Here is a 5699-nt window from a genome sequence, read left to right as displayed (position 1 = left end):
TCGTCGCGGCGGCCACCCTGGCCGACAAGTACATCTCCGACCGCTTCCTGCCGGACAAGGCGATCGACCTGATGGACGAGGCGTCGAGCAAGATCCGGCTGCAGGCGAGCTTCCTGCCGCCCGAGGTCCGCCAGACGATGGAGCACACTGAGCGGGCCCGCCGCGAGAAGGAAGAGGCGATCAAGAACCAGGACTTCGAGCAGGCCGCGAGCCTGCGCGACAAGGAGAACGTGCTGCGGCAGAAGCTCGAGGAACTGGAGAGCTCCTGGAAGACCGATAAAGGGCGGGATATCACCACGGTCACCGCCGATGACATCGCGGACATCGTCTCCAGCTGGACCGGGATCCCGGTGACGCGCTTGGTCGAGGAGGAGACGGAGAAGCTCCTGCGCATGGAGGATGCGCTGCACACGCGCATCGTCGGTCAGGACGAAGCCGTGCAGGCGATCTCCCGTGCGGTGCGCCGGGCGCGGGTCGGACTCAAGGACGCGCGCCGGCCGATCGGGTCGTTTATCTTCCTGGGGCCGACCGGGGTGGGCAAGACCGAGCTCACGCTCGTGCTGGCCGAGTTCATGTTCGGCGATGCGCAGGCCGTGGTCCGGATCGACATGTCAGAATATACCGAGCGGCACACGATCTCCCGGCTCGTCGGCGCCCCGCCGGGCTACGTGGGGTACGAGGAGGGCGGCCAGCTGACCGAGCAGGTGCGGCGGCGGCCATACTCGGTGGTCCTGCTCGACGAGATCGAGAAGGCGCATCCGGAGATCTTCAACGTCCTGCTGCAGATTCTGGAGGACGGGCGGCTTACTGACGCGCAGGGCCGGACCGTCGACTTCAAGAACTGCGTCGTCATCATGACGAGCAACGCCGGCGCCCCTCAGATCCAGCGGGAGGGCGGGCTCGGGTTCCGCGGCGTGGAGAACGAGCAGGGCGACGCGCAGCGCATATACGACCGGATGAAGACGCACGTGATGGAGGAGTTGCGCCGGACATTCCGGCCGGAGTTCCTCAACCGCGTAGACGAGATCATCGTGTTCCGGCCGTTGACCCGCGAGCAGATCAAGGCGATCGTGGACATCCTGATGGAGCGGGTGCGGCGCGAGATCCGGGGTCAGGGCATGCATCTCGTGATGACGGACGCAGCCCGCGCCCTCTTGGCGGAGGAGGGGTACGACCCCCAGTACGGGGCACGGCCGCTCCGGCGGGCGATCCAGCGCCTGGTAGAGGATCCGCTCTCCGACGACATGCTCCGGGGCAAGTTCAGCCAGGGCGACGAGATCACCCTGGACGCCCGGGACGGCCAGGTCGTCTTCGAGAAGAACCGCGAGCCGGTCTCCGCCGACAAGGGGTCGTAAGGAGGCCCGTGGTCCCGAGGAGCACCGCAGCGGCCCGGGCCAGGTGCCCGGGTCGATGCGTATGATCGGCCCGCCGGAGGCCCGCATCGGCGCTTCCGACCTCCAGCGACATCGGCTCCCCCTCTTCTTCGACGCCGCACTACTCGCTGTGGTTGGACACGCTCCGAATCCCATCTCAGCGCCGGATAAAGGCAGAAGGGAGCGCCTAATTCCCGCCGCAGGACGGGACGGACGAGCAAACTACGCGGGGTAAGCGCCAGCGACACCGCCCAAGATCGTTCGTATCGCAATTCTGGGTCATCGCCGCGCGACATCCGGAAAGTTCCCAGGGCTCGCCCGAGCGTCGAATAACATAGCACCCTCTAAGACGTCTTCCTCGCGATGCGCACCTTCTTCAGGATCTCGAGCTCCTCGAGCGCCCTTACGATCCCCAGCGCGACGGTGCCCAGCGGATCATCGGGGAGCGTTACCGGCATCCCGGTCTCCTCGGCGAGCAGCCGGTCGAGGCCGCGGAACGGCGACCCGCCGCCGGCCATGACGATCCCGCGGTCGACGATATCGGCCGCGAGCTCCGGCGGCGTCCGCTCGAGGGTCATCTTCGCGGTCTCCACGATCCCGGCAATTGGCTCGGCTGTCGCTTCACGGAGTTCCGTGCTGGTCGGTTCACAAACGGCTGGAGCAGCCGGGTAAACTTCATCGGGAACACGAACTTCGTGGCCGGGCTCGCTCCGAAGGCTTTCGCTACGGGGATGCCCCGGCGTGACGCCGGGTGGCGCGGGTATCGAAGAACGAGAGGAAGTCCTTGATCGCCCCCCGGATCGTCTCGAGGTCGACGAGGTTGGCGAACACGGAGCCCTCGCGCGTCGTGGCGGCCTCCTGGACGTACGCGCTGAACCCGCCGATCCCGCGGCCCCCGGGGTTCACGTGGCCGTAGCTCACGAGGTCGAACGCCGCCAGCGCCTCATCGTACCGCTTTTTGGCCAGGCCAAAGTCCCCGGAACTCGTGTCCCCGTCCGTGAACATGAAGAGGAACTTGTCATACTCCGTCACGCCCTCGAGCAGTTGCGCCGCCTTCTCGAACCCGGTGCTGATGTGCGTCCCGCCGCTGGACTCCATGCAGAAGAACTCGTCGCGGGGTTTCTCCTCCGCCACGTCCTGAAACACGACGTACCGGCGGAGGTTCGTGGGGTACCGGTGCTCGAGGTAGTGCCAGAGGATGAAAATCGTCTTGCGGACGAGGGAGAGGTATTCTCCCCCCATCGAGCCGGAGATGTCGAGAACGTAGATCTCCACCGACCGGGTGTTCTGGAGGGTCGCCGGATCCTCGATAAAATACCAGGCGTCCTGCTGCACATCGACATCGTAATCCAGGACCGACCGCTCGCGGGCATTGCGCAGGAGGCTCTGGACCATCGTCTCCTCCAGGTTCAGGTCCGAGTGCAGCCCGATCCGGTCGAGATCATCGAGCTCCGGGAGGTCCTGGCTCTCCACCTCCCCGCTGCAGGCGGGCTCATGACATGTTGGGAGGCGAAGTTCCTCGAGGAGCACCTCCTGAGCCAGCTTGACGAACTCGTCGAAATCCAGCTCGACGTGCAGTTCCTTCCCGTGGTGATCGCCCCCCACGAGCCCTCCCAGCGCCTGGATCTGGTCCGTTCCTCCGCCGGCCCCGCCCCCGCGGCCGGCCCCCTGGGCCAGAAACTGCGATTCCTCTCCGAACTTGAGCGTGGGAAGATCCAGGGTGACGATCTGTGTCTTCACCTTTCCGTCGATAATCAGCTCTTTCTGCCGGAAGATCTCGGTGAGGTTCTGCTTGAGATACTGCCGCAGAAGCTGATCGTGCCTGTATTGGGCGATGCGGCCTCGGTGAATCTTCATCCGGCGTCCCTTTCGACCCCGGGGCTCCTGCCCCGCGGTCCGTCCGAGCTAGAAACTCCGCCCGATAACCTTGAACAGCGCGCGAGCGCAGTGCGGGCAGTACCCGTGTTCCTCTATGCTACTGCGCCGACTACGGACTACCCAGCTGGACGCGAAAGAAGGACGGATCCGGACTCGCCATGATCACCGATCGCGGTCGAGTTACTCGACGCGGCAGGACTTATGGGACGACGAGCCGGTCGAACCGTCAACGGGGCGAGGGTCTTCGGCGAGAACAAAATAGGCACAGTTGCAGGACCGGCCCTGGTCGCCACGGAGAGCCGCGCAACGCGTCGCGATCACGCCGGCCCTGCCGATCAGTTTCGTGCGGCACTTGTCGCAGACGTAGGTACCGTTGACCGGCCACGGTAACCCTGCCTTTGCGCGAACGCCCGGCATAGAACACCGCCTATGACTGTAAGCCGATTCTATGGGGGCTGTGGTCCTAGCCAACAATTTGTTGCTTAGGGGTGCCGTCTCCTAAGGTGTTCCAGGAGGGCATCGATACCGAGTCCAGAGGATTCCGCGAGGCGACGTACCTCCTCGGACTCGCTCCCCACCGCCTCTACGGGGACGACACGAGAACGCTGCGCGCCGTGAGACCTGTCTCATTTGAGCCCAGGCACGGTCTCCTATTACATGAGCCCGACGTGTACCCCTCTCGTGCCCGATTCGCCACCCACGATCACACCCCCGGTCCGAACCCGTCTCGCCGGCACCCCGAATCAAAGTGTCATCTATTTACTGGAACCTTCCAAATGGAAAGTGGTCAAGTGTATCAAGTGTATACTGAGGGCAGTCGGGGGGGACCCAAATGGAAATCCCGGCGAATCCCCCCGTCCCGGTTTGTAAAGGTATGGCTCGTGGGCAGAAATGCATGATGTGGGAGGCATACGAAAGATCATGCAGGACGTCAACAACTTCAACGCGGTCAAAATCGCGCTGGCCTCGCCGGACCAGATCCGGCAGCGGTCGCGCGGTGAGGTGAAGAAGCCAGAGACGCTCAACTACCGGACGCTCAAGCCCGAGCGCGACGGCCTGTTCTGCGAGCGCATCTTTGGGCCGACCAAGGACTGGGAGTGCCACTGCGGCAAGTACAAGCGCATCCGGTTCAAGGGGATCACCTGCGACCGGTGCGGGGTGGAAGTCACCCGGACCAAGGTGCGCCGGGAGCGGATGGGCCATATCGAGCTCGCCGCGCCGGTGTGCCACATCTGGTACCTCAAGGGCGTCCCGAGCCGGATCGGTCTGCTGCTCGACATCTCCCCCCGCGCGCTCGAGCGGGTCGTGTACTTTGCGGCCTACGTCGTCACCGACCCCGGGACGATCAAAGGGCTCAGCCGGGGCCAGCTCCTCACCGAGGCCGACTTCCGCGAACTGCGGGACAAGCACGGCGCCGGGTTCCGCGTCGGTATCGGCGCCGAGGCGATCAAGGAACTGCTGCATAAGCTGAATCTCGACCAGACCGCCAAGAAGCTGCGCGCGGAACTCAAGACCGCTGGCGGCCAGAAGCGGCTGAAGATCCTCAAGCGGCTCGAAGTCGTGGAGGCCTTCCGGAAGAGCGGCAACAGCCCGAATTGGATGATCCTGGACGTGGTCCCCGTGATTCCGCCGGACCTCCGCCCGATGGTGCAGTTAGACGGCGGCCGGTTCGCAACGAGCGACCTCAACGACCTCTACCGGCGCGTCATCAACCGCAACAACCGCCTCAAGCGCCTCCTGGACCTCGGCGCGCCCGAGATCATCGTGCGCAACGAGAAGCGGATGCTGCAGGAGGCCGTGGACGCGCTGATCGACAACGGCCGCCGCGGCCGGCCCGTCACGGGGCCGAACAACCGGCCGCTCAAGTCGCTGTCCGACATGCTGAAGGGCAAGCAGGGGCGGTTCCGCCAGAACCTGCTCGGCAAGCGGGTGGACTACTCCGGGCGTTCGGTGATCGTCGTCGGTCCGAAGCTCAAGCTGCACCAGTGCGGTCTTCCCAAGGAGATGGCGCTGGAGCTGTTCAAGCCGTTCGTCATGAAGCGGCTGGTCGACCTGAGCCACGCGCAGAACATCAAGTCGGCCAAGCGGATGGTGGAGCGCGCCAGGCCGGTGGTCTGGGACGTGCTGGAGGAGGTCATCACCGAGCACCCGGTGCTGCTCAACCGCGCGCCGACGCTGCACCGGCTCGGCATCCAGGCCTTCGAGCCGCAGCTGGTCGAAGGCAAGGCGATCCAGATCCACCCGCTGGTCTGCACCGCGTTCAACGCCGACTTCGACGGCGACCAGATGGCCGTGCACCTGCCGCTGTCGGCTGAGGCCCAGGCCGAGGCCCGGATCCTGATGCTGTCCACCAACAACATCCTCAAGCCCGCCGACGGCAAGCCGGTCACCATGCCCACCCAGGACATGATCATCGGCCTGTACTGCCTGACCCGGGAGGCCGAGGAC

4 protein-coding genes are annotated in these 5699 nt (G+C 65.1%); 2 read left to right on the top strand and 2 right to left on the bottom strand.

Features of this window, described 5'->3' with window-relative positions; all coding sequences use genetic code 11:
* Nucleotides 1-1355: AAA family ATPase (locus tag VKV57_07575; protein ID HLW59772.1), on the top strand; the 1355-nt coding region annotated here is incomplete at its 5' end.
* Between the two features lie 362 nt (nt 1356-1717).
* Here the strand turns inward: VKV57_07575 and VKV57_07570 are convergent.
* Both VKV57_07570 and VKV57_07565 read right to left on the bottom strand, forming a co-directional pair.
* Entirely contained in the window at nt 1718-1978 is a 261-nt protein-coding gene (locus tag VKV57_07570; GenBank protein ID HLW59771.1) for a rod shape-determining protein, read from the bottom strand.
* 118 nt (nt 1979-2096) lie between these two features.
* The gene (locus VKV57_07565; protein ID HLW59770.1) at nt 2097-3230 is read right to left on the bottom strand and encodes a DUF444 family protein; all 1134 of its coding nucleotides are present in this window, start codon (nt 3228-3230) and stop codon (nt 2097-2099) included.
* A gap of 942 nt (nt 3231-4172) precedes the next feature.
* Between VKV57_07565 and VKV57_07560 the strand changes: the two genes are divergently transcribed.
* Nucleotides 4173-5699: DNA-directed RNA polymerase subunit beta' (locus tag VKV57_07560; protein ID HLW59769.1), on the top strand; the 1527-nt coding region annotated here is incomplete at its 3' end.

The sequence above is a fragment of the bacterium genome, assembly GCA_035307765.1.
Taxonomy (GTDB): domain Bacteria; phylum Sysuimicrobiota; class Sysuimicrobiia; order Sysuimicrobiales; family Segetimicrobiaceae; genus Segetimicrobium.
This window is presented reverse-complemented; position numbering and strand designations above follow the sequence as displayed.